This is a genomic window from Planococcus sp. BI3, assembly GCF_056680115.1.
Window position 1 is genome coordinate 2819353 of record NZ_CM155266.1, and the last position, 23924, is coordinate 2843276.

The window sequence follows — 23924 nt, forward strand, 5'->3', positions numbered from 1 at the left end:
TATGTTGAGGAGCGGTGCAAATGGTACAAGGAAAATGGCTGAAGCTTGGAGTTGCCGGGTTTTTATCAATCGGGATACTCGCTGCATGCGGCAACGATGAGCCTGCTGAAGACAATGAAGATTCGGAAATGCAGAATGAAGAAGAGTCCAATACGGATGACTCGGAGTCTGATGATGAGGATTCTGAAGAAGAAGAGGAAGATTAAATGCTGTCCTTTAGAAACTACCAACAAAGCAAGATTTAAATCCGCCGCTTGGCGGATTTTTATTTTGGAGCAAGAGTGTTTTATTCCAGTAAAGGGGTATAGAAAAATATGGGATAAGCTGTCCGGCTATTCAATCTTTTCGGCGGGTGGATGAATGGAAACGGCAATCCATGGTGTGGTATTTGTCAGAAAATTCACATCAAATATTTTACTTATCTTTCCGAAGATGATAAATTAGGGGCGAACGGAAAACACTAGAGTTTCCGTTTAAGACTCAATTTTCATCAGTTTAAAAGCTAAAGAAAAAACAAATATTCCATAAATAATTTGGCTGGATGTGACAGACATTAGTGCTGTAGGCAACGCCGAAAAGAGTCTCTCGATTCTTTTCGGCGTTTTTATGTGTAAATTTACTGTTTTTAACATCTAATGGTATCGTCTGGAAAAAATAGAAAGGATGAGCGGGATGGAACAATTAGAGCAATTGGCCGAACAAGTGGGCATGCTGATGAACGCCGAAGTAGAACTGCAGGCAGGAGAATGCTTGATCAAAAGAAAAAGGATCATCAATATTTCTTCTTATGGCAAAAACTTCACCTGTGCTTTAGACCATGACATTTCCTTCAAGAACCTCAAAGATAATGGAAAAGCATTCAATCAAGCAGAGATATTCCTATTGCCAAAGGAGCTGACTCTCTTTATCGATGCACTCCACCAGCATCCAATTCCCTTGCCGAACACCTATCAGCATCGTATGGACAGCAATCCGGACATCATTTGCGTCACTTTGTCTTCAGAAGAAGCCCCTGAAGATTTTGCTGCCAGGCTGTCTGCCGCTTTCGATGCCATTGAGCAAAGCTCATTAATTTAAGCAATCGCTGAAGAAAGGGGATGCCTATGCTGAACAGATACAAACAATCACATGAAAAAATCGCTATGGGGCTGTTGTCCTTTATGCCGCAGGAGCGAAATGTCAAACAACTGAAAAAAACGATGGAACGATATAATGAACGTCCCGACTGGCAGCTTTTCCTTTGGAAAGAAGGCGAAGATTATGTCGGGGCGATCGGTGTTCAGGTAGAAGATGATGAAAGTTTCACTATCCATCACATTTCGGTGGTTCCTTCATTTCGCGGAGAAGGAATCGGCCAGAAGATGGTGGCACGTGTCGAAAAGCTGATGGGAAACCGGAAGGCCAAACCGACAGAGGAAACGAAAGCCTTTTTGATGAAATGCAGAGTTTGAGAGGCAGCTAGCGAATCAATTCAAAGCACAATAAAAGGCAGAAGCCTGATTCTTTTCCGGGCTTCTGCCTTTTTCTGTTTATGCGTTCACATTCTCAATAATCGTCGCAATGCCCATTCCACCGGCGATGCAAAGCGTCACCAAACCGTATTTTTTGCCGGTGCGCTCCAGCTCGTGTGTTAATTTCGTCAACAGAATCGCACCCGTTGCTCCGATGGGGTGGCCCATGGCAATCGCGCCGCCGTTCGGATTGACCTTGCTGCGATCGAATCCCAGTTCATTGATGCAGGCGACAGATTGGGAGGCGAAAGCTTCGTTCAATTCGACGATATCGATGTCTTCCACCTTTAATCCGGCTTGTTTCAAGGCCTTGAACGTTGCCTGTACAGGACCCATACCCATCAGCTCAGGAGAACAGCCGACAGAAGCCTGGGCAAGGATGCGTGCTTTTGGCTGATAACCGCGCTTAAGGGCTTCACCTTCCGACATAACGAGTAGAGCCGCAGCTCCGTCATTCCGTCCGCTGGCATTGCCTGCCGTAACAGTGCCCCCTTCTTTGAAGACCGGCTTTAAGAGCGATAATTTCTCAAGCGTCGTTTCGCGCGGATGTTCATCCGTTTTGAACTCGATGACGCCTTTTCTCGTTTTTACCGGATAAGGAGCGATCTGGGCTTCGAAATAACCTTTTGAAATAGCGTTGGCGGCTTTTTCCTGGCTTTCCAGAGCAAATTCATCCTGCTGCTGGCGCGAGATGCCGTATTTGTCCGCGACGTTCTCGGCAGTGATGCCCATGTTCAGTTCGCCGTAAATCTCACGTGGCTGCGATCCCGGCTGGCTTGCCGTATTCGGATCTTTCAGCAGGGTGTCTCCAGATTTTGTGCCGAATCGTACATTATTGACATAATAAGGGGCAGTGCTCATCGATTCGGCTCCGCCAGCGATGATGATATCGCTGAGGCCTGTCTGGATTTGCTGGGCAGCTGAATTCAAAGCCTGCACGCCGGAACCGCATTGGCGGTGGATGGTATAGCCCGGCACTTCAGCCGGGATGCCTGCGCGCAGCATAGCGACTCTGGCCAAGTTGGAAACATCGGCGCTTTGTTTAGCCTGCCCTAAAATGACTTCTTCCACAGCGGAAGGGTCCAATTGAGTCCGGCGCAGCAATTCTTCAATGACGTGAGAACCTAGAAAGTCGACCGTTTCGTTTCCGATGCCGCCGCCAAGCTTGCCGATTGCGGTGCGGACTGAATCTACTATCACTGTATTTTTCAAATCGTCATCTCCGTTTCTGACTGGAACTTGCGTGCGTAATGCTTCACTTTTTCCTTGTCGATTTCCATGCCGAAGCCGGGACCGTCCGGCACAATGACCTCAAAATTCTCAAAGCGGATGTCGTTGGCTGTGAGAGTGTCTTTGAACAATAACGGACCAAATATCTCGGTGCCGAATTTCATTTCAGGCAACGTGGCGTACAACTGGGCGCACATAGCAGTACCGAGGCTCGATTCGATCATGGTGCCGCCGTAAAGGCCGAGTCCCGCGGCTTCTGCAATGCCGGCTACTTTTTTCGTCTGTGTCAATCCGCCATGCTTGCAGGGTTTCAACGCGATGGAATTTCCGGCACGGTATTTGGCGATCCGAAAAACGTCCTGGATGCTGGTTGCCGCTTCATCTGCCATGATCGGCACGGTGAATTTAGCGGTTAAACGTGACATGCCTTCGAAATCCCAAGCCTGCAGCGGCTGTTCGACCATTGAAACACCGGCATCCTGAAGAGAAGCGATGCAGTAATTCGATGTATCTTCGTCCCATGCCTGATTGATGTCGACCGTCAAACGCGCCTGATTGCCGAGTGCTTGCTTGATTTTCCGGACATGTTCCACGTTTTGGTACGGGTCGCCCTTGCCAATCTTCAGCTTGAAGATGTTGTGGCGTTTTTTCTCGAGCATTTCCTGCGCTTCTTCGATATCGGTTTCCGTATTGCCGCTTGCCAGTGTCCAGGCAATCGGCAGTGATTTGTGGATCTGCCCGCCGAACAACTCAAAGGCCGCGATATTTTTGCTTTTGGCTGCCAGGTCGACAATCGCTCCTTCGACCAGGGCTTTGGCGAAGTAATTGCCGCGTACGAGCTTTGATACATCGTTCATGATCTTATCGAAATGGATTGGATCCTGGCCAATGACCAAAGGCGCGATGTAAGCATCAATATTGGCTTTGATCGCTTCCGGCGTGGATTCGCCATAGGAAGCGCCGCCGATAGTGGCGACTTCCGCCCAGCCTTCACGTCCGTCTTCGTCTGTAGCGCAACCGAGCAGGATTGTCTGCGAGACGATGGTATGCATCGCCAGTTGATGCGGCCGGATGGTCGGCAAATCGACTATATAAACGTCAAATGAACGTATTTTCATGTGTACAAACCCTCTTTCTTCTATTCTATAAAGGCTGCTTCGGTTTTTTTACGAACTTCTTCAATGGTTGCGCCAGGCATCAAATCCACCAGCTCTAATTGGCCGGCGTTCACTTTGAATACCGCCAGTTCTGTAAAGATCATATCGACTTGGCGTGTAGAAGTGATCGGATAAGTGCATCTTTTCAATAGTTTGGAGCTGCCGTCCTTTGAGGTATGGCTCATCGTCACAAACACTTTTTTCGCTCCGACCAATAAATCCATCGCACCGCCGACACCCATGATGTTCTTGCCGGGAACCGCCCAATTGGCGATCACGCCGGTTTCATCCACCTGAAGGGCACCGAGAATCGCCACATCCACATGGCCGCCGCGGATCATGGCAAACGAATCCGAGCTGTTGAAAAATGAAGCGCCAACGGCTTCGCCGACCGGCAGTTTGCCGGCATTGACCAGATTGGGATCGATCGCTTCATCATCCACATCGGTGACACCAAGCAGTCCGTTTTCCGTGTGAAGATAAATATTGTCTTCAGTCATATACTCGGCAACCAAAGTCGGGATTCCGATGCCCAAATTGACGATGCACGGGCCAGCGAGTTCCTGTGCGACGCGCTTGGCAATGCCGTGTTGCATTTCTGTTTTGTTCAGTTGGACAGTCATACAGCCACCACTCCTTCTTTCGTCAACACTTGCTGTGCTTTGACGATCGTATCGATATAGATGAAGGGAGTCACCACTTCTTCAGGGTTTAATGCGCCCGCTTCAACGATTTCATCCACTTCGACAATGACGATTTTCGCTGCCGTAGCCATCAACGGGTTGAAGTTGCGCGCCGTTTTGTAGTAGACCAGGTTCCCCAGTGTGTCCGCTTTGTGGGCGCGGATCAAGGCGACGTCTGCACGGATGGCCTTCTCCAAAATGTAGGAAATGCCATCGATTTCGCGCTCTTCTTTGCCGATCGCCAAATCCGTACCGACGCCTGTCGTTGTATAATAGCCGCCAAGGCCTGCACCGCCTGCACGGAGTGATTCAGCGAGTGTGCCCTGCGGAAGCAACTCCAATTCGATTTCACCTTTTTGGTATTTGTCGCCGACATCGCGGTTGCTGGTGAAATAAGAGCCGATGCCTTTTTTTATTTTATTTTGATTGAGCAGAATCCCCAGTCCTTTGCCGGATTCGCCAAGGTTATTGCTGACGATGGTCAAGTCGCTGACATCGCGTTCCGTCAGCCCCTCGATCAATGTAAGGGGGGCGCCGATCAGGCCGAAGCCTCCGACCAGGACCGTGTCTCCAGATTTGATGCATTCCAGAGCTTTTGTGATATCGTGCTGTATTTTTGTCATCTGAAATCCTCCATTCGGTGATTATTCGGTTGTTTTCAATGAGTCGCTCAATTCGAACCAGGCAGGGATGCCGGCAGTCAGGATGCAGATGTAGCCGATATCGGCCAGATCCGCCTCTGATGCGCCGGCAGTCCGCGCCTTGTCCATCCAAGGGGCCGCGCCTTTGCCGTTCAGTTCCACGATAAAATTGCCGGCCATGTTCAAATGCTTCAAACGGGAGGACAACAGCCCATCTCCCAAAATCTTGGCTTGAATATCTTCAGGGTTTCCGGAGCGGATGAGCGCCACTGTTTCTTCCAGATAAAGCGTATCTTCGCCGTCCAGCCAGTCAATGATAGTCTTCAGGGAATCAGCTGCCTGTTCGGGAGCCGGGTCCGGCAGCGTCCCTGTTTTCCCTTGCAATTGGAGCGCATAGGAGACCGCTTCAAGTGCCAATGCTAAGGCTTTGTCACCTTTGTACAAGTAGGCAGTCAGGAAAAATTCGGCCAGTTCCGGTACGGTATAGCCAAAGTCGATGGCGCCTTTTGTATGGAACAGCATGCTCCGGGAATACAGGCGCGCTGCGTTCATACTGGCGATCAAAGCATCTTTTTCCTTACGGGACAAAGTACCGTCCTGCATGATTTCCCCGCGTATTCCTGTATAGGTGTCCAATACCGCCGGGCTGTAATCGTGCATCTTCTGGACCCATCCAGGCACCTCATCGTACACTTCTTTGAAATAATCTAACGCTTTGCTCATACTATCACTCCTGGTTTTTCATTTATTTTAAGCTGTCTGGATATTCATGCTGGTTGATGCCAAAAACGACCGGAAGGATAAAGTAGACGAATACAACGATGAGAAGGAAAGCGAGAACCGTCAGTCCGGAACCTTTTCTCAGCATATCGATCATCGTGATTTTTCCGGTTGCAAAGATGATGGCGTTGGAAGGCGTACCAATCGGCAGCATGAATGCAAAGCCTGCACCCATCGCGACGGCAGTCATCAACGGCAGCGGATGGACATCGATCGCCAAAGCGAGCGCGGCAGTGATCGGCACCAAAATGGTCACCGTCGCGGTGTTCGGCGTCACTTGTGTCATGGCGATGCCAAGCAAGGTAGTAACAGCAAGAATCAGCAGGTAGGAAGTGCCTTCAAGCAACAGCAATTGGCTGCCGATCCAAGAAGCCAGGTCCGTGCCATTAAAGCCGGATGCCAGTGCAAGACCGCCACCGACCAACAGCAGAACGCCCCAAGGCATGTTCTTCAACGAATCGCCATTTAAAATCCGGTCTCCCGAATCGCCTGAAGCTGGGATCAAGTGGAGAAGGATGGCCGCAACCATCGCAATCATCGTATCGCTCAATCCTGGAATGATGTCGCTCCAGATAAAAGTTCTTGTCATCCACATAAAAGCGGTCAGGCTGAAAATCGTCAAGACGATTTTTTCTTCATAGCTCATTTTGCCAAGTTCTTGTTTACGGTCAACCACAAATTGCTTGCCGTTTCGGATATTTTTAACTTTCATTGGATAGGCGATTTTTGTAATATAGAAAATTGATACGATCATCAGTAAAGCTACTAATGGAAAGGCGAAAATGAAGAACTGGGCAAAGGAAATTTCAAAGCCTAGTAACTCACTGGCCAGTCCCGCAAGCACCAAGTTCGTCGGCGTCCCGATCAACGTGGCGCTGCCGCCGATTGTTCCACCGAAACCGATGGCAAAAATGATGGATTTGGTGAATTTCGTTTCTTCTTCTTTCGTATAGACGTCATCTTCCTTCATTAAAGTGACGACTTTCGCGATGATCGCCAAACCGATCGGGATCATCAGCATGACCGTAGCCATATTGGAAACCCACATCGACAGGAACCCTGTTGCCAGCATAAAGCCGAGCACCAAGCCTGACGTACTGGCGCCTACTGCACTGATGATGGACAAGGCGATTCGTTCATGGAGGTTCCAGCGTTCCAGCGCCAAAGCAAGGGCGAATCCGCCGATGAACAGGAAGATCAGGTTATCCCCGTAGCTGGAAGCGACAACGCCGGCCTCGACTGTCTGCAGCAAAGGCAAAAGAACCAGCGGCATCAACGAAGTGATGCCAAGCGGCATTGCTTCAAGGATCCACCAGACGGCCATCCAAGCGGTTACGGCCAATACTGCCCGGCCTTCCGTGCTGAGTCCAGGAAGCGGCAGCAAGAACAGGATCAGCAGAAATAAAGCAGGGCCTAAAAATAGCCCGATTTTTTGGGATAAATTATAGGACTTTTTTGGTTTGGTTTTTTCACTTGCAGGAGCTGCAGAATCTTTTCCGGGAAACTCCGCGGCTGCCACCCCAGCACCGCCGGAATTGCGAAGCTCTGCCATTGTCAGCAGATCTTTTGTTTGCTTATGCGATTTCCACATGCGTTTGTTTAATGTGGTCAATGAATACTTCATATACTATTTCCCCCCGTACACCCCTTTGCAGGATGCTTTTTTACAATTCTTCCAGGAAGCTTTGGGCTGCCTGCAGAATCTCTTCGCGTTGTTCGAATACCATGGTGTAATGGTTGGCGCCTGAAACGACTGTCTTGATCCCTTTGGTGTATTTTTGTGTCTCATCATAATCGGACAGATAGAAGAGAGGCGGCATCGACCCAATATTGCCTTCCGCGTAAACCAGCAGGACCGGACACTCGATCTGCGGACAGATTTCTGCCGGATCGAAAGAATAAAAACTATCGAAATCTGCCACGATGCGGGACTCAGTGGCTTTGTTTTCCCAATGGCCGTTTGCGGGGCCGACTTCGTATTCCGCCGTTTCCTGCAATACTTCATTCCACTCAATTCCAAGATTTGCGTATATTTTCTGGATTTCTTCCGTGTAATGCTGTTTGGAAGTAAATTCACGGCTGATTCTCCCGAGGGATGGCTGGACAATCCCTCTTTGGTGTTCGGACGTTTTGGCGGCGCCATCGAGCAAGATCAGCGCCTTGACTGATTTCAGCCGGCTGGCGACAATCGCCGAAATGAAAGCACCCATCGAATAGCCGAGCAAGATCGGGTTGACGATCTTCAATTCTTCAATCAAGCCTAAAATGTCCTCGGCGTGCTTGAAGATGGAGGTGTCGAGATCCGCTGCCGCACTATTGCCGCGGCCACGGAGGTCTACCGAGATAAACCGGTAATCGCCTTTAAACTGTTCGGCATAATAATGCATATTCTTATGCGTCCCGGTTAATCCGTGTATGGCGATGATGGTCCCTCCTTCTCCTGGGTAATCGGCTACTTGAATTTCGTTTCCATTGACCTCCACTTTGTAAAGTTCCACTTACATCCACTCCAGTTCATATTTGTCAGTTCCTGTATTAAAAAGAATCAGCTGCCAGGAGGATCCCGGCAGCTTTTTGGCAGATTATTTAGTTCTCATGACAAAGTTCAATGATGCTTCTTTATGATCGCCTTTATCTTCAAGCTTCGTTAGGAGAGAAGAACGGACGCCGCCGGCAACATCTGTCTCCAGCCATTCATCCCCTTCGAAAAATACTTGCGTGATCAAGGTCTCATGTCCTTCATGCTCAAACTTGATATGGATATGAGCTGGACGGTATGCGTGGTAGCCGGCTGCAAAAGTGAATTCACCAGTCGGGCCGCTCGTCGGAATTTGGTAAGGGATCGGTACGATTGAATGTACTTCAAAATCACCGTTTTCATCTGTATGGAACTGGCCGCGCAAATTAAAGTCCGGCGCAGGCGAGTCGTAGTTTGAATACAAGCCATCTGCATCATCCTGCCACCATTCCACTTTTGTTTTGGCTAATGGTCCATTGATCGAACTTACATTTCCGCGGAAAGTCAATTTGTCGCCTGGCTCATCTTCTCTCATAGGCATAACAAATGGTGATTCCTCAAGAACAGGAGAGCCTTCTTCGTAATAAGGTCCAAGCAGGGAAGGTTCGGTTCCTGGTGAATTTTTGTATTTCGATTCCAGTACATGGGTTTCCACAAAAACATCAAGAAACAAAGGAATCTCTCCGCTGCGTCCTAAGCGATCGGCCCATTTGACGAAGTTCGTGTATTCTTCATGGTTGAATTGCTGCTCATCCAGGAAATTCTTCAAATGCTTAACAAACCCTTCATAAGCTCCCAATACGCGTTCGTTTACAACCGTTTTTTCTGTCATCTTAAATTCCTCCTAATAATGGGATGGTATTTTAAGTGTGAAGCCGTGAATGTAACCGCCTTCACAACCGGTAAAAAATATAATGCTTGCCAGTGGCAGATAATTGTTGTACGATAAGCGTACAATGTATCGTAATGCGTACAATGTCATCTTAGCATAGGAGGTAGTGGTTTTGTCAACAAAAGAATCAGACAATTTTAAAAATAGTGGAGATTATATTCAATCATTGGACCGGGGATTGCAGGTCATCCAGGCTTTTTCACAGCAGGACCGGTCTCTTACCGTAAGCGCAGTAGCAAAGAAAACAGGGTTGAGCCGTCCGACAGCGCGCAGGATCCTTTTAACGTTGGAACATCTGGGATTTGCAGAATCTAAAAATAATACGTATTCGCTGACGGCGCGGACCTTATCGCTGGGTTACGCTTATCTGTCATCGAATAATACCTGGAGCTTGGCTCATCCATTTATGAGGGAGTTTGTAGCGAAGACGGAAGAATCGTGTTCGATCTCTATTTTGGACGGCACCGATGTTCTTTATGTGGCGCGGGTTTCGACCAAGCGCATCATGTCCATCAACTTGGACGTTGGTTCCCGTCTTCCGGCCTATGCCACTTCGATGGGGCATGTGCTGCTCGCCTATTTGCCGGAGGAAGAGCTGGAGACGTATATGGATGCCATTGATTTTGAACAGTTTACAAGCAAGACCATCACGGACAAAGAGCAATTGCGCCAAACCCTTGCTGAAGTGCGCGAGCGCGGCTGGGGCGGGGTAGATCAGCAATTTGAAGAAGGGCTGCGCTCTATTGCTGTACCGCTGCGCAATAAAACAGGCAAAGTCATCGCTGCGATCAATTGCTCCGCACATGCCGGAAGAACATCAAAAGAAACGTTACGGGAAGAATTTTTGCCGATTCTGCAGGACAGTGCTGAAAAAATAAGCCAGGCAATTGCGGCGACCGATACTTCACCTTATGTATAGCGGATAGTAAGACACAAAATCGTCGAAAGGCGGTTTTTTTATTGGCTAATAATTTGAAGCCAGAGAGTCGCTTCTGATTCTGTGAAATTTCCATCTTCGCCAGTCCACAGCGTATAATAGGAGCATCTGTCAGATCTAAATAAAGTGAAATTAAGAGGTGTCCATCATGATCATCATCATCGATAACCAGGATTCATTCACTTATAACCTGGTTCATTATTTTGAGCAATTGGATCCAGCCGTTTTGGTATTTCAGAATGGAGAATTGACTGCAAAGCAAATAGAGGCATATATGCCGGACCTGATTGTCTTGTCACCCGGCCCGGGGCGTCCGGCTGCTGATGGGGCAAGCAAGGAAGTGCTGGAAGAGCTGAGCGGACAGATTCCCGTACTCGGTGTTTGCCTGGGGCACCAAACCATCATCGAGCATTTCGGTGGACGGATCGGTAAAGGAAGCAAGCCCATGCACGGGAAAGTGTCCGTGTTGACGCACACGGGCGAAGGGCTGTTCAAAGGGATCCCCAATCCGACAACAGTGACCCGCTATCATTCTTTGGTAGCGGAAGAACCACTGCCTGACTGCCTGTCAGTAATTGCCCGTTCAGAAGATGGCGCGATTATGGCAGTCCGTCATCAGTATCTGCCGGTTGAAGGCATACAGTTTCATCCAGAATCGATATTGACTGCAGAGGGTTTCAATATGCTGAAGAACAGCTATGACTCTGCAATGCAGTGGAAAGAAGATAATGAGGGAGGTGCTGGACATGCAAAACCCTTACCTAGTGTATGAGTTTCGAAATGAAGATGGAAGAATTGAACCGCTCCTGTTCAGTGAACCTTTAGAGGTTCTTGAAACAAGCACGCTTTCAGAAGTGCCGGCAATTCTGGAGAAGGTGGAAAAGGCGGTTGGTGAAGGATTCTATGCAGCAGGCTATGTTTCGTATGAAGCAGCTCCGGCTTTTCATCCGGAAATGCACGTGCAGACGGGAAGCGAGATGCCACTTGTCTGGTTCGGTATTTTCGATGAACCGAAAAAAAGCTTTTCGATTCCAGAAGAACAGCAGCCTTACCGCGTTTCGGATTGGAAAATGGCGAGTTCCGTGGAGCAGTACAAAGCAGGAATTCAGCGGATCAAGCAGGCGATTGAAGAAGGCGATACCTATCAGGTGAATTATACGGAACGACTCGTTGCGGAATTTACGGGCAGCGGCCTGGCATTCTACCGCCAATTGGCAAGAAATCAGCAGGCCGACTACGGTGCGTATCTGAATCTAGGCCGGTTCCGTGTACTGTCGGCATCTCCGGAGCTGTTCTTTAAAGTACAGTCAGGAAAGCTGACGGCGAAACCCATGAAAGGCACGGCTCCAAGGGGACGCACAACTCAGGAAGACCGTGAAAGGATCGCGGAGCTGCAGGCTTCTGAAAAAGAACGGGCTGAAAATTTGATGATCGTTGATCTGCTTCGAAACGATATGAGCCGATTAGCCAAACGGGGGACGGTTAAAGCGGATCCGCTGTTTACGGTGGAAACTTATCCGACCGTTCATCAGCTGACATCGACCATAGGGGCTCAACTGGATGAAGCAACAACTATCCTCGGCTGGTTTCAGGCCTTATTTCCATGCGGATCTATTACCGGCGCACCGAAGATCAGTACGATGAACTACATAGCCGAATTGGAACAGACACCAAGGGAAGTGTATTGCGGGGCTATCGGTTTTATTACTCCTGACAAAGACGCCATCTTCAACGTGCCCATCCGGACAGTCATCATTGACCAGGAAAAGGGGATAGCGCGTTATGGCGTGGGAGGCGGCATCACCTGGGATTCGACTCTTGAAGGGGAATACCGGGAGCTGCAGACAAAAGCAGAAGTGCTGACAGCCAAGCGGCCGGTGTTCAGCCTGTTGGAATCCTTGAAATTGGAAGATGGAAACTACCCGTTGCTGCGATACCATTTAGCTCGCCTCAAAGATTCAGCGGCTTATTTCGATTTCCCGGGAAATATTCAGGAAATCGAAAATGAACTGAAAAAACTTGCAGAAAAACATCCGACAGGCATCTATAAAGTGCGGTTGTTGCTGGATGCCAAAGGTATAACGAAGCTGGAGGCGAAAAAAACGGCTCCAATCGAAGAGCCTGTCAAATGCGCAATGGCTCTCTCTGCGACAGACAGCAAAAACCCGTTCCTGTTCCATAAAACGACGCATCGTGAAGTATATGACAAGGCAAGCGCTAAGCTGCCGAATGATGTGTTTTCGGTTTTATTATGGAATGAGAAACAGCAACTGACAGAATTCACCATCGGTAATGTCGTTCTCGAAAAAGACGGCCAATTTTTCACGCCTCCGGTTTCCTGCGGATTGCTGGCGGGCACTTTCAGGCAGCAGTTGTTGGATCAAAAGCGGATCGAAGAAAAAATCATCCATAAAGAAGAGCTGGAAGATTATGACGCGATTTGGCTGATCAACAGTGTGCGCGGTTGGCTTGCTGTGGAGCTGGAATCCTTGTATTAATAAGGCAATCCAATAGTTTTGAAAAACAATAAAACCCAGCCGAAGATGCACACTCGGCTGGGTTTTGATTTATTGCGGTGCTATCCGTTCTTTATTCGAAATCAAGTTTGTAATCAGCAGCTTTGATCATTTTCAGCTTGCGTGTGAAGACGTACAGCAAACCAACATTCAAAAGAATCGGAAGAACCAGGAATGTGCTGATCATGACTGCAATATTGCGGCCATTCCAGCCGCCTTCCGCAAGGTTCATATAATTCAGCGGACCGACCAGGCCGGATAACCCGAATCCTGCACTGTAAGGCGTGCCTTGGATATTCAGGATGCCTGCAAGTGCACCGAGGACCGCCGCTGTAATCAGCATGGGTATGGCGATCTGCGGTTTCATCAGGAAGTTTTTCATCTGAATTTTGGGAGACCCAAGTACATGAGCGAGCGCGGTTCCCATTGAATTGGCTTTATAGCTGGAAATGGCCAGCCCGACACCGGCAGCAACGATTCCAAGGTTGGCAGCCCCGGCACCGATGCCTGACAGCATGATGACGGTTGCGACACCAACTGTTGAAATCGGCAGCAGGATGATGATGCAGAAAATCATGGCGATCAAAGCGCCCATCACCACCGGCTGCAATGATGTAATGTGTGCAACCGCTGTGCCGATTATGCCGGTCGATTGTTTCATGAATGGCAACAGCAAGTAACCGATCATTCCCGGAATGAGGATGCTGAGTGTAGGCATCAAAAGGATCGCGTAAGCCTTCAATTTATCACCAAGAAACTGGACGAACAAGACAGTCAAAGCCGCGGTGATGCCGATATTGATGACAATGCCGATGCCGTTCAAGGTCATGGCGCCTTCAGCAGTTTTTTGGATGACACCGCTGCCGACCATCGAGGCAATCCCGACACTGGCTGTTTGGATCGGCGTCAACTTAAACGTGATGCCGACCATGACACCGATCAGAACCGGCAATAAACTCATGGTGAAAACCGTAATGTCAAAAAGATGCTGCAGGGGAGGAAAATGGGGAATCAATAATTTCAGTATTTCTCCTAATAATGCGTTTGGAATCAAAGCGACGACAATGCCAATACTCATACCGTTCAATAATTTGCCGATGAATTCTTTCATAGCTGCATCTCCTATCTAAGTTGTTTAAATATGTTACTACTATAATGAATATTCTGAAAAAAATCAATAAAAAGTTTAGCGCATTAACGCGTTGGTGTGCGAAAGTGCTTTGGGGGGTGACGTCATTGTGAAAGAGGCAATAAACTCTGTAACGAAAAAGACTGGAAATAACGTATAATGGCAGTGGAAATAGCAAAAGGTCTGGAAAAAAGGAGGACTTTTTATTTCATTTGATAAAGAAACACAAATTCTGGATGAACTGATGGTGAAAATTGCATCAAAGCAGTTTCGGGCAGGTGAAAAACTGCCATCGGAGAACGAACTGGCAAACCACTATGGGGTCCCTCGGATGACAGTGCGTGCGGCGCTGACAAAGCTGGAAGAGCGGGGCTATATCTTTTCAAAGCAAGGCAAGGGACGGTTCCTAAAAGAAGAGTCTATACAGATCCAGTTGCATTTGACCGGAAAAGTCAGCTTTACTGAAAAAATGGAGCAGGCGGGCTATAACTTGGAAACGCGTCTTGGCAGCTGTGAAAAAACCGGATATGACGAAAAAATCTATCAACTATTGGATTGTGGTCCGGAAGATAACATCTATAAAGTTTCAAGAATCCGCTTTATCGATGGACAACCGATTGCCATACACAATTCTTTTGTAAGCGAGAAAATGTTTCCTGAAATAGCAACAGAAGGGCTCGGCATCCGTTCAATGTTTGCTTATTACCGCAAGCATGGCCATACCGAATTTGCGGGCAGCAAAACTTTGTTGAGCATTGTATTTCCGACTTCGGCAGAACAGGAGCTTCTGCAATGCAAAAGCATGGTGCCGCTCCTGATGGTGGAAAACGATTGCATTGATGAAGCAACTGGAAACGTGTTGGAGCATACCAGAATCCTGTATCGCAGCGATAAATTTAAATACGATATCACCATGGATTAAAAAACAGGCAAAGGAGCAATCATCCTTTGCCTGTTTTTTTGTTTTAGAAAAGGCAACTTTGGACTTTTCATTTATTGTTCAGAGTCCAGCATCCAGCGAGTCTTATGCCCATTAGAGCTAAATGGGCGCTTCCGTTTTTCTTTCCTTGATTGTGAAGAAGCTTTACACAAGCTTTACGAGAGCTTAAAACACAGCCACTTGGCGACAAGTTACGATGAACTTACAGACGAGGAGGCAGTGAATATGAAAAGACGCAACAGAACAGAAATCCTTATTCAAGGAGACGGGCGTTTAGCAAAGGATTTAGCCGCCAGCATCGCGGAGAAATACGAATGCCGGGAAATTTCTGCGCCCGAACAAGGAATGATTATGGTCAAAATGAGAGAGTCGGCAAAAAAATCCCTGTTTTATATGGGGGAAGTCCTGATCACGGAAGCGAAAGTGGAGGTTTCAGGGAAAATCGGAACTGGCTTGCTCGTAGGCATGGATGAACAACGTGCTAGGCGTTTAGCGATCATTGACGCGGCGTATAAGGCTGGGTTGCCTGAGACAGCTGGATGGGAACCTCGGCTTTTGGCAGAAGAACAGAAAATCATTGGGGCCAAAGCGCAGCAGCAGGCAGAGCTTTTCGAAACTAAAGTCAGCTTTGAAACGATGGAAGTTTAAGCGAACAAACTAAACTAACTGACCAGGAGAGATTATATGGCGATTGATCAAATACACGACTTGCAGCAAGTTTATCGGAAACTATTACATAGCATGTCACGGCCAGGAACCATCTCGTTGATTGAAAAAGAGACCGAAAAAGTGGACATGGATTTTGGTTGTGCCAATGCTCTCATGTTAAGCGCGATGGTGCTGCTGGATGCGGAAGTCACTTTTCACGTGCTATCGAAAAACCGGCGGGATCTGATCGAGAAGATTTCAGAATACACTTCAGCCCGGCTGGCTCCGCTGCAGGAAGCGGACTTTATCATCGTGCTGCAGGAAAACGAGGAATCGGAAATCTTAGAGGCACTGGCGCAATGCAAAATAGGCAACTTAATCGATCCGCAACAATCCGCAACCTGGATAATTGAAACCCCGATTTTAACGAATGAAGGCACTTTGCTGCTGACGGGACCGGGAATCGAAACCGAAGCCCATTTGTCGACTGGTCAATCGCCCCAATTCTGGCTGGCCAGAGACAGCCGCATCAAGGAATATCCAATGGGCATGGATATGATTTTCGCGGATGGCTCTTCTCAGATTGCTTGTTTGCCTAGAACAATTTCAGCAATTCCGATGGAGGTGAAATAGATGGGTTATGTTCCTGTAAAAGGCGGAACTCAAGCAATCGAAGCTTCGATTAAGCGCCTGACATATGAACGGTTAAAAGGCGAAGAGATTTTAGAGGTCAACACAATCCTGGCGACGATGAGAAGCATGGTGGACCAGGTAATGTCGGAAAGCAGTTTGTATTCACCGGAACTGGCGGCTTTAGCCATCAAGCAGGGAGAAGGCAGCATGGAAGAAGCTGTATTCCTGATGCGCGCGCATCGTTCAACTTTGCCGCGCCATTACTACAGCGAGACAGTTGAAACCGAAACGATGCTGGTCGAACGGCGGATTTCAGCAAGTTTTAAGGATATTCCAGGTGGCCAGTTATTGGGTGCCACTTATGATTACACACACCGGCTGCTGGATTTTGGGTTGTTGGATGAAAATGCGGAGACCAATCGCGGCTGGCTGCAGGATTATAAAAATAACCTGTCAGCCCTTCAAGGTCCAGAAGAAGTGGTCTATTTTCCGAAAGTTGTCGATTATCTGCGACAGGAAGGTTTGTTTGAGAGGTACGAACCGAACAATACACTCCCTACTGACGTTACTAAGCAAAGCCTTCAGTTTCCGACGACGAGAAGCGCGCGGCTGCAGGTATTGACACGGGGCCAAACCGGAGCGGTCACATCATTTGGTTATGCATCGTTGCGGGGCTATGGCCAAGTCCATCCGACTGTCGGTGAAGTCCGCGTCGGTAACATACCGATTTATGCCACACATCCGAACGAACTGGATCAGGAGCTGGAAGATCAGTTTTATATCGGTGAAATCCGCATCACAGAAGTGGAGTCGTTTGTACCGGTATCCGTAAAAAATGACAGCAATGAAGATGAATTGGAGTTTGAGATCGGTTATGGCGTCTGCTACGGACAAAATGAGACGAAGGCAATTGCCATGAGCATACTGGATCAATGCCTGGAACATCCGAATGCGGAATTTCCGACCCACGATGAAGAATTTGTCTTATTGCATATCGATTCAGTAGAATCCACCGGTTTTATTTCCCATTTGAAACTCCCACATTACGTCACTTTCCAATCGAAGCTCGATAGTATCCGCCAAGTAAAGAAAGGAGTGCCTGATGTTGAGAGCTAAACCGCATTTTGCATTTTTTGATGAAGGATCCAAAAAAGAAATTCGGCGGGCTACGCTGAAAGCTGTAGCCATTCCTGGATATCAAGTGCCTTTCGCTTCACGGGAAATGCCGATTGCACGCGGTTGGGGAACAGGCGGCTTGCAGTTGACGCTGTCCTTAATCGGCAAAACAGATGTGCTGAAAGTCATCGACCAAGGAGCCGACGAGTCAGTCAATGCGGTCAGCATCAAGAAACTGGTTCAGGAAACAACAGGCGTCCGGCTCACGGAACAAACCAGAGAAGCCGACCTGATCCAATCCCGACACCGTATTCCTGAAACACCGATGACCAAAGGCCAGATTCTGGTTCTGCAAGTGCCGATGCCTGAACCGCTGCGTCCCGTTGAAGCACGTGAGTACATGACCAAACGCATGCACTCCGAAGACGATTATAGCGGAGCTTGGCTGATGCTGTTCGAGCAAATTGTCAAATATGGCAAAACAGCAACTGCTGCGGATCATCCGGTTTATGTCAATGGACGCTATGTTATGGCACCAAGCCCGATTCCGCGCTTTGACAATCCCCGAATGCATCAATCGGAAGCGTTGATATTACTCGGTGCGGGACGCGAGAAGAAAATCTATGCTGTACCTCCCTATACCTCTGTGGAATCTCTGGCTTTTGAAGATTACCCATTTGCTGTTGAATCTTTTGAAGGCCAGGAATGCCAGCTATGTGGATCGGCACATGTCTTTCTTGATGAATTGATTGACCAGAAATCAGGAAGAACTGTTTATCAATGCAACGATACCAGTTATTGCATGGAGCAATTGAACAGCAAGGAGAAAGCTGAGGTGGAAAGCAGTTATGCATGAAGAACCAATCTTAAAAGTACGTAACTTGCGAAAGCAATTTGGGCCTGGTTGTTCTCAATGCAACAAGTTAGATTCTGATCGTTTGGAAAAAAATTATTGCACAGTATGCGGCACAGTGTACGCCGTCCGTGATGTGTCACTTGACTTATATCCCGGCGAAATTCTAGGAATAGTCGGAGAAAGTGGCAGTGGCAAGTCCACGTTGATGCAATGCTTGTACTTCGACACTGACGTTGCGTCAGGAGCGGCATATATCCATACAGCTGCTTTAGATGGCATCAATGTCTTTGGTTTGTCTTCGCAGCAAAAGCGTTCCATCCGCAACCACGATTATGGAATGGTTTATCAAAATCCGGTACACGGCTTGAAAATGAATTTTTCCTCTGTGGGAAATATCGCAGAAAAACTCATTGCGGCGGGCAACCGAAATGTTGGAGAGATGGAGGCGATCAGCAAACGGCTGCTGGACAATGTCCACATTCCGCTCCATCGCATGAAAGAAGAGCCGCGCAATTTTTCAGGAGGCATGCAGCAGCGCGTCCAGATCGCTAAGGCCTTGTCGAATAATCCACCCATCCTGTTTTTGGACGAAGTGACGACCGGACTCGATTTGTCGGTCCAGGCAAATGTTTTGGACCTGATCAAGAAAATTCAGCGCGAGCTTGGCATCAGCATGGTAGTGGTCTCGCACGATTTAGCGGTTATCCGCATGCTGGCTGACCGGACCATCGTCATGCTGAATGGTGAAATCATCGAACAGGGATTGACCGATCAAGTATTAGAAGACCCACAACATGCGTACACGCAGCAACTCGTGTACTCATTACTCTAGGAGGATCGATACTTTGTATATTATCCATAATGGAAAAATCGTAACGGAGCAATCAATAGCCGAAGGATTCGCAGTCGTAGTGGAAGGGGAAATCATCCAGTCGATCATTCCGGAAGAACAGGTAGCGGATTATCCGCATGCCAAGCTGATCGATGCCGATGGAGGCTACATCTCTCCAGGGTTTATCGACATCCATTCCGATTACATCGAAACAATTGCTTCTCCGCGTCCGACCAGCATGATGGATTTTGACATCAGTTTGCGTGAAGCGGAAAAAATCCTGATCAGCCACGGCATTACAACAATGTTCCATTCCTTGTCGTTCTATAAAGAAGATGTGTTTTCCCATAAACCGATGCGCAATCCGAACAATATCCAGCGCATGGTGGATGCCATCGAAAAGACGCATAACCGGCTGCACTTGATTCGCCATCGACTGCATGCCCGTTTTGAAATCGACAACATCGATGAAGTGGATCAGCTGGTAAGAAATATTGAAGACGGCAAAGTGCATCTGCTGTCATTCATGGATCACACACCCGGACAAGGCCAATATCGCAACCTGGAAGTCTATCGGGAGACCCTGAAAGGTTACCGTGAAATTTCGGATGAAGACGTTAATGTGTTAATCGCAGAGCGTCAAAGTACTGAATGCCTCGCTGCAGAGAAAATTAAGGAAGTAGCGGATATTGCGCTCGCCCGTGGGATTGCTGTCGCTTCCCACGACGATGATGATGTTAAGAAGTTGGATTTGGTGAAAAGCTTTGGCACCACCATCAGTGAGTTTCCCATCACGCTGGAAGTTGCCATTAAAGCCAAAGAGCTGGGTATCCATACCATTGCCGGAGCTCCCAATGTAATGTTGGGCGGTTCCCATTCGGGCAATCTGTCAGCTGCAGAAGCCATCAGCCACGGCTGCATGGATATCCTGTGCAGCGATTATTATCCCCCTGCTTTGCTGCATGCCGTTTTTGACCTGCATGAGAAATACGGCAACGATCTGCACGCGATGTTCATGATGGTCACTTTGAATCCGGCAAAAGCAGTGAAAATGGATGACGAGCTTGGGTCGATCAAACCCGGGAAAAGAGCTGACATACTGGTGATTGAACGCATGGATGACGGCTACCCGATGCTGACAGCGACCATGGTCAACGGCGCGTTGATCACGACGACGAATTACCGGATAAAATAAAGAAAAGCGGAAGCGCCCGTGTAGATTTGCCGGGCATAAGACAGACCGGCGAAGTGGCGTTCTTTGCCGCACAGCAGGGTTGGCTTATGACCCAAAGAGCTAGGCCTTGCAACTGGACAATAAATAAAGAACCCATAAGTTGTACTTTTTTAAGTTGAAAAAGGAGGCAATACAATGACGATGCTGGAAATAGCGGATTTCGAAAAAAGCTTCACCGTCCATCATTTAAATAAAGTCATGCCGGCAATAAAAGACATCAGTTTTTCTTTGGAAACAGGTGAATTTATTGGCATCGTCGGAAAAAGCGGCAGCGGCAAATCAACCATTCTGAAAAGTATTTACCGCACCTATTTGCCGGATCAAGGAAAGATCATGTACGATTCTGCCGCTTTCGGCGTGGTGGACCTGGCACATATTACGGAGCGGCAAATGCTGCACTTGCGAAAATACGAAATTGGCTATGTTTCTCAGTTTTTGAATGTCATGCCAAGAACGACCTGCCGCCAATTGGTGACCAATGCCTTATTGGAGATGGGGTCGTCAGAGGCTGTTGCCAGCGAAGAAGCGGAAAAAGCGCTGTCTCACTTCGAAATCGATCCGAAACTTTGGGACAGTTACCCGAATACTTTTTCAGGCGGTGAAAAATTGCGCTTGAACATTGCAATGGCGACAGTTAAACGACCGCGTTTGCTGTTGCTTGATGAACCGACCGCAAGCTTGGATCAGCAATCGAAAATGAAAGTCCGTGAAATCATTGAAAAATTAAAGCTCAACGGTACAACGCTGGTCGGGATTTTCCATGATATTGAATTCATGGAAGGGCTTTGCGATAAAGTTTATGACATGCAGACGAGAAAGTTGGCCGTTGCCGAAAAAGTGGGTGTTGGCGCTGAAAGCTGATTTACATGTCCATAGCTGCTATTCAGACGGTGCGGATTCAGTAGAAAGAGTCATCGAAAAGGCGAAAAAAGCGGGAGTGACAGCCATCAGTTTTGTCGATCATGACACAGTATCGGGTTGGCAGGAAAAACAACGGATTGCTGAATCCTATGGCATTCAGGCGATACCCGGAATTGAAATTTCGGCTTATGATTTCAAGCGGCAGCGAAAAGTGCATATCCTGGGCTATCATTTTCATCCGGGAGCTCCAGCTATCACCAGGCTCTGCCGCGGATTGCTGGAGCTTCGCCACAGCCATTCGATGTGGCAGGTGAGCCAAATTCAAGCAGCCGGATTTAACCTGGATGCCGAAGCGGTCATAGAATCGGCAAAGCCATCAACCACTGTCTATAAGCAGCATATTATGCAGCAGCTGACGGATGCCCCTTATACATCCGATGAATACAAATTTCTTTATAAGAGCCTGTTCAAAGGGGCGGGTGTCGCAGCCGGAGACGTTGATTACGCCGATGCTGTTGATGCGGTCCGGGCCGTTGTCTCTGACGGGGGACTGGCCGTTGTGGCGCATCCTGGACAGCTCGATTCCTTTGACCTGATACCTGAGTTGTTGGAAGCAGGTCTTGGTGGAATCGAACGCAATCATTTCGATCATTCCGCGGAAGATCGCCAGAAAGTGGAAAAGCTTGCGCAGCAATACGGTTTGCTGATGACCGGCGGCAGCGATTATCATGGCGCTTTTGGTGCAGCTATAGAGCCTGGCGACATCGTCAGCCCTGAGGATGTAAACATCGTTAAGAGACTATGAAGTTCCTGTAAATATCAGGAATTCGCTTTGGAATTATGTTGTAATGAAACTGACAAAGCAGGGTTACCTGCTCATTCCAGGTACATAAAAAGGAGAATCGACCATGAAAAAGAAAAGTTCAGCATTGGCTATGGTAGTGGGAGCGGCTTTATTGTTAGGGGCCTGCTCGGACGGCAGCGCAGAAGCAGGGAAAACGGAAGTGGATGATGTGATCAAAGTGGTATGGTACCCAAATGAATCAGGTTCGGACATGACATCTTCACGTGATGAAATTGGAGCGGCAATTGAACAGGCGACCGGCAAAGAAGTCGAGCACCAATTGACGACGGATTATGCTATTGCGATCGAGACCTTGGTCAACAATAATGCGGATATGGCATTTATGGGAGCGCAAGGCTATATTGAAGCAAAAAATGGCAACGATGCAATAGAGCCGTTGGTCGTACCGACAGGAGAATCAGGGACACTCGATGATGCAATTTACCATAGCTGGCTGGCAGTCAATGTTGACGATCAGGAAAAATTCAAAGCAGATGGCGAGTTCTCATTGGACACATTGGAACAGAAAAAAATGTCTTTTGTTTCCAATAGCTCCACATCTGGATTTGTCGTTCCTTCTTCCACCATCATCGGTCATTTTGCTGAACAATCCGGCTATGAGGATTTGGTGGCAGAGGACTTGATGGAAGGCGGTCCATTGTTCTCACAAGTGCTTTTCGGAAATTCACACCAGGGATCAGCGGTCAATTTGCTGAATGACAGCGCGGAAGTTGCGGCATTCTGTGATACCTGTGTTGATAACTATGTTGAAGTCACCGAAGGCAAAGCCAATGAAGTGGGCTCAGTCTATAAGGTCAAAGATGATGCAGCAGAACCGTTCAATACCGTAACAGGCAGTGAGTTTGCATTGATGGGCGTGACTCCGGTCCTGAATGCACCGTTTGTAGCCAATATGGAAGTGCTTGGCCAGGAAGATTACGATGCCTTGCAAGAATTATTCATTTCAGATGAAATCGCGAATAATGAAAAAATCTTTGTTCCGGAAGATTCAGGCGATTCGGGTCTATTCTTCAAATCAGCGGATGAGCGTTTTGCACCAGTGGAAGATGCATGGTTTGATCCAATCCGTGAACTATCTAAATAATAACCGAAAGACAGCGGCGCGTTCTCTTCGATGGGAATGCGCTGTCTGACAAAAGAGACGAAAAAGGAGATGGTGAGCATGTCTTTACTGCAAATCAAAGATCTCGGGAAGTCCTATAATTCGGAAACGAAGGTGCTGCAAGGATTGAATTTTGAAGTGGAATCCGGTGAATTTCTATCCATCATTGGCCCTTCTGGAGCTGGGAAATCAACACTTCTTCGCTGCATCAATCGAATGGTCGAAATTGATGAAGGAAAAATCGTTTTTGATGGACAAGAAGTCAACAAATTGAATAAAAAAGAACTTCGGAAATTGCGCACGAATATCGGAATGATTTTTCAACATTACAATCTGGTGCCTCGCTTATCTGTCATCGAGAACGTGCTTCACGGCCGCTTTGGCTACAAGACGACGATTCAGGGAATTTTAGGACGTTTTACCGAAGCAGAAAAAGAACATGCTTTTTTTCTTTTGAAGAAGTTGGGTATCGAAGAACATGCCTATAAACGCTGTGACCAGTTGAGCGGCGGCCAGCAGCAACGCGTCGGCATTGCCCGTTCACTGATCCAAGAACCGAAAATTGTCTTGTGCGATGAACCGATAGCGTCGCTCGATCCTAATGCTTCAAAAGTCATCATGGACCATTTAAAGTCAATCACCCAAGAACTGGGCATCACTTGTATCGTCAATCTTCATCAAGTAGAGATAGCTAAAAGCTACTCCGACCGGATTATCGGTTTGAACAAAGGCGGAATTGTCTTTGACGGGCCGAGTTACAGGCTGCACCGAAACCATACTGATCAGATTTATGGCACACAAGCACAAGCTACTCCAGGGATCCGGGAACTAATTATGGTGTAA

26 protein-coding genes are annotated in these 23924 nt (G+C 47.9%); 17 read left to right on the forward strand and 9 right to left on the reverse strand.

All coding sequences use genetic code 11. The features are described 5' to 3' along the window. The first annotated feature begins 20 nt into the window (after positions 1-20). From AC1MEO_RS14185 to AC1MEO_RS14195, 3 genes are all read left to right on the forward strand, one after another. Positions 21-206: a hypothetical protein gene (locus AC1MEO_RS14185; RefSeq protein ID WP_480331435.1), complete on the forward strand. Its 186-nt coding sequence runs from the start codon at positions 21-23 to the stop codon at positions 204-206. Between the two features lie 466 nt (positions 207-672). After that, the gene (locus AC1MEO_RS14190; RefSeq protein WP_480331436.1) at positions 673-1077 is read left to right on the forward strand and encodes a DUF1259 domain-containing protein; all 405 of its coding nucleotides are present in this window, start codon (positions 673-675) and stop codon (positions 1075-1077) included. Positions 1078-1103: 26 nt separating this feature from the next. Beyond that, a complete protein-coding gene (locus AC1MEO_RS14195; protein WP_480331438.1) occupies positions 1104-1451 on the forward strand; it encodes a GNAT family N-acetyltransferase in 348 nt (115 codons plus the stop codon). A gap of 78 nt (positions 1452-1529) precedes the next feature. Here the strand turns inward: AC1MEO_RS14195 and AC1MEO_RS14200 are convergent, their stop codons facing one another. The 8 genes from AC1MEO_RS14200 to AC1MEO_RS14235 all read right to left on the reverse strand — a co-directional run bounded on the left by AC1MEO_RS14200 (position 1530) and on the right by AC1MEO_RS14235 (position 9352). After that, positions 1530-2723: a thiolase family protein gene (locus AC1MEO_RS14200; protein WP_480331440.1), complete on the reverse strand. Its 1194-nt coding sequence runs from the start codon at positions 2721-2723 to the stop codon at positions 1530-1532. Further along, positions 2720-3859 carry a muconate cycloisomerase family protein gene (locus AC1MEO_RS14205; protein WP_480331442.1) on the reverse strand — a complete coding sequence of 380 codons (1140 nt, stop codon included), beginning with the start codon at positions 3857-3859 and terminating at the stop codon, positions 2720-2722. Before AC1MEO_RS14205 ends, AC1MEO_RS14200 begins: the two co-directional genes overlap by 4 nt. Before the next feature lie 20 nt (positions 3860-3879). Next, positions 3880-4521 (reverse strand): 3-oxoacid CoA-transferase subunit B, encoded by a 642-nt coding sequence (locus AC1MEO_RS14210; RefSeq protein ID WP_480331444.1) that lies wholly within the window; start codon positions 4519-4521, stop codon positions 3880-3882. Beyond that, entirely contained in the window at positions 4518-5204 is a 687-nt protein-coding gene (locus AC1MEO_RS14215; RefSeq protein WP_480331446.1) for a CoA transferase subunit A, read from the reverse strand. Before AC1MEO_RS14215 ends, AC1MEO_RS14210 begins: the two co-directional genes overlap by 4 nt. A 21-nt stretch (positions 5205-5225) precedes the next feature. After that, positions 5226-5945 carry a carboxymuconolactone decarboxylase family protein gene (locus AC1MEO_RS14220; protein WP_480331448.1) on the reverse strand — a complete coding sequence of 240 codons (720 nt, stop codon included), beginning with the start codon at positions 5943-5945 and terminating at the stop codon, positions 5226-5228. A 22-nt stretch (positions 5946-5967) separates the two neighbouring features. Next, positions 5968-7626: an SLC13 family permease gene (locus tag AC1MEO_RS14225; RefSeq protein WP_480331450.1), complete on the reverse strand. Its 1659-nt coding sequence runs from the start codon at positions 7624-7626 to the stop codon at positions 5968-5970. Positions 7627-7666: 40 nt separating this feature from the next. Then, complete coding sequence (locus AC1MEO_RS14230; protein WP_480331452.1) at positions 7667-8500, reverse strand: alpha/beta fold hydrolase; 834 nt, start codon at positions 8498-8500, stop codon at positions 7667-7669. Positions 8501-8584: 84 nt separating this feature from the next. Further along, a complete protein-coding gene (locus AC1MEO_RS14235) occupies positions 8585-9352 on the reverse strand; it encodes a dioxygenase family protein (RefSeq protein ID WP_480331454.1) in 768 nt (255 codons plus the stop codon). A gap of 172 nt (positions 9353-9524) precedes the next feature. Here AC1MEO_RS14235 and AC1MEO_RS14240 point away from each other — a divergent pair, with 172 nt between their 5' ends. The 3 genes from AC1MEO_RS14240 (at position 9525) to pabB (ending at position 12847) form a co-directional block, all read left to right on the forward strand. After that, positions 9525-10331 carry an IclR family transcriptional regulator domain-containing protein gene (locus tag AC1MEO_RS14240; protein WP_480331455.1) on the forward strand — a complete coding sequence of 269 codons (807 nt, stop codon included), beginning with the start codon at positions 9525-9527 and terminating at the stop codon, positions 10329-10331. A 166-nt stretch (positions 10332-10497) separates the two neighbouring features. Next, positions 10498-11121, forward strand: a complete 624-nt coding sequence (locus AC1MEO_RS14245) for an anthranilate synthase component II (protein WP_480331457.1) — start codon at positions 10498-10500, stop codon at positions 11119-11121. Further along, a complete protein-coding gene (pabB, locus tag AC1MEO_RS14250; protein ID WP_480331459.1) occupies positions 11096-12847 on the forward strand; it encodes an aminodeoxychorismate synthase component I in 1752 nt (583 codons plus the stop codon). The genes AC1MEO_RS14245 and pabB overlap by 26 nt, the downstream gene beginning before the upstream one ends. Before the next feature lie 91 nt (positions 12848-12938). On the opposite strand, the gene AC1MEO_RS14255 is transcribed toward pabB, so the two are convergent. After that, the gene (locus AC1MEO_RS14255) at positions 12939-13976 is read right to left on the reverse strand and encodes a PTS sugar transporter subunit IIC (protein ID WP_480331460.1); all 1038 of its coding nucleotides are present in this window, start codon (positions 13974-13976) and stop codon (positions 12939-12941) included. Between the two features lie 250 nt (positions 13977-14226). Between AC1MEO_RS14255 and AC1MEO_RS14260 the strand changes: the two genes are divergently transcribed. From AC1MEO_RS14260 to phnC, 11 genes are all read left to right on the forward strand, one after another. After that, positions 14227-14916 (forward strand): GntR family transcriptional regulator, encoded by a 690-nt coding sequence (locus tag AC1MEO_RS14260; RefSeq protein ID WP_480336104.1) that lies wholly within the window; start codon positions 14227-14229, stop codon positions 14914-14916. 243 nt (positions 14917-15159) lie between these two features. Further along, the gene (gene phnG, locus AC1MEO_RS14265) at positions 15160-15582 is read left to right on the forward strand and encodes a phosphonate C-P lyase system protein PhnG (RefSeq protein WP_480331462.1); all 423 of its coding nucleotides are present in this window, start codon (positions 15160-15162) and stop codon (positions 15580-15582) included. 36 nt (positions 15583-15618) lie between these two features. Further along, a complete protein-coding gene (gene phnH / locus AC1MEO_RS14270) occupies positions 15619-16215 on the forward strand; it encodes a phosphonate C-P lyase system protein PhnH (RefSeq protein ID WP_480331464.1) in 597 nt (198 codons plus the stop codon). Next, complete coding sequence (locus AC1MEO_RS14275; protein WP_480331466.1) at positions 16216-17331, forward strand: carbon-phosphorus lyase complex subunit PhnI; 1116 nt, start codon at positions 16216-16218, stop codon at positions 17329-17331. Then, positions 17318-18187 carry an alpha-D-ribose 1-methylphosphonate 5-phosphate C-P-lyase PhnJ gene (locus tag AC1MEO_RS14280; RefSeq protein ID WP_480331468.1) on the forward strand — a complete coding sequence of 290 codons (870 nt, stop codon included), beginning with the start codon at positions 17318-17320 and terminating at the stop codon, positions 18185-18187. Before AC1MEO_RS14275 ends, AC1MEO_RS14280 begins: the two co-directional genes overlap by 14 nt. Beyond that, on the forward strand, positions 18180-19019 hold the full coding sequence (locus AC1MEO_RS14285; protein ID WP_480331470.1) for an ATP-binding cassette domain-containing protein: 840 nt from the start codon (positions 18180-18182) through the stop codon (positions 19017-19019). The genes AC1MEO_RS14280 and AC1MEO_RS14285 overlap by 8 nt, the downstream gene beginning before the upstream one ends. A 13-nt stretch (positions 19020-19032) precedes the next feature. Next, complete coding sequence (gene phnM, locus AC1MEO_RS14290) at positions 19033-20214, forward strand: phosphonate metabolism protein PhnM (protein WP_480331472.1); 1182 nt, start codon at positions 19033-19035, stop codon at positions 20212-20214. Positions 20215-20388: 174 nt separating this feature from the next. Then, positions 20389-21114, forward strand: a complete 726-nt coding sequence (gene phnL, locus AC1MEO_RS14295) for a phosphonate C-P lyase system protein PhnL (protein ID WP_480331474.1) — start codon at positions 20389-20391, stop codon at positions 21112-21114. Then, entirely contained in the window at positions 21104-21919 is an 816-nt protein-coding gene (locus AC1MEO_RS14300; RefSeq protein WP_480336105.1) for a PHP domain-containing protein, read from the forward strand. Before phnL ends, AC1MEO_RS14300 begins: the two co-directional genes overlap by 11 nt. A 103-nt stretch (positions 21920-22022) precedes the next feature. Next, positions 22023-23063: a PhnD/SsuA/transferrin family substrate-binding protein gene (locus AC1MEO_RS14305; protein WP_480331476.1), complete on the forward strand. Its 1041-nt coding sequence runs from the start codon at positions 22023-22025 to the stop codon at positions 23061-23063. Positions 23064-23141: 78 nt separating this feature from the next. Next, positions 23142-23924: a phosphonate ABC transporter ATP-binding protein gene (phnC, locus tag AC1MEO_RS14310; RefSeq protein WP_480331478.1), complete on the forward strand. Its 783-nt coding sequence runs from the start codon at positions 23142-23144 to the stop codon at positions 23922-23924.